The sequence below is a fragment of the Synechococcus sp. RC10A2 genome, assembly GCF_047502605.1.
This window is the reverse complement of the sequence record NZ_JANSHP010000030.1, coordinates 1-832: the sequence shown is the minus strand read 5'-3', so window position 1 is coordinate 832 and position 832 is coordinate 1. Positions and strand designations below refer to the sequence as shown.

General features: G+C 55.0%; 1 protein-coding gene and 1 pseudogene. One reads left to right on the top strand and one right to left on the bottom strand.

Features of this window, described 5'->3' with window-relative positions; genetic code table 11:
- Nucleotides 1-256 (bottom strand): hypothetical protein (locus tag NW848_RS03400; RefSeq protein WP_414508516.1); only part of this gene is annotated, 256 nt, incomplete at its 3' end.
- A gap of 160 nt (nucleotides 257-416) precedes the next feature.
- Here NW848_RS03400 and NW848_RS03395 point away from each other — a divergent pair.
- A pseudogene (locus NW848_RS03395) lies at nucleotides 417-832 on the top strand (hypothetical protein); the annotation flags it as partial.

Genomic DNA, 832 nt, shown 5'->3' with positions numbered 1-832 from the left:
GATAGGCAGGATGCGATCGCTTCTTTCCTGAACCATGTTCAGGAGAGTTCAGCGTAAATGTATCAGGTGCTAGATGGCAACCGGTTGTCTTCTTCTTCAGCTTTGGGAAAGGCACCGTCGCTGTGCTTTTTTGGGCGCCCTTTGTGGGTATACTTGAGACTAGACTCAAGGTTTGCCTTTGAGTTTCCCTGGGGTGAGCTGGGCAGCTCTTGCTAAAGACGTTGACCCTAGCAAGTTTTTGAAGGAGATCTGCCATGGCTTCCTGGAACTCAAAATCCCGCTTTCGTCACCCGATAGCTCCCTTGATTTTGGCTTCCTCCCTCGTAGGAGGAGTGGCTGCTTGTTCCCTTACTTCGGATCCTCCGGCTGTTACTCAGCTTCCCCCGACAATTTCAGCTCAGGCGCCAGAAACAGCAGTGCAGGGCTCTGAGAGCATTGCTTTCTACTACGACGGGGTAAAGACCTCAGTCACCATCAAGGATGCGGCAGTCCTTTTTGCCGCCTGCACCCTCAACACCAACGACTCCGGGAAGATTGTTAACTTTGTCAATAACACGCTCAAGGTGGGGCCGATTACGGCTGCCGACGTGACGGGGTTGGGTGATCCGCTCAAGCCCTCTGTTTCCGACTTTACTGCCGACGGGGTGGTGGACTGCAAGGATGCGGCGGTTTTGTTTGCGGCAATTTCAACAGGTCTTCCGCCGACGGCCAGTAAGATCAATCCCTTCCTTGCCAACACCCTGAAGCTCAGCGGTGTCAGCGTCACGCAGCCGAACTTAGATACCTTCTTCAGCGAGCCCACGCCGCCTCCCACCCCCACCCCCCCGCCGCA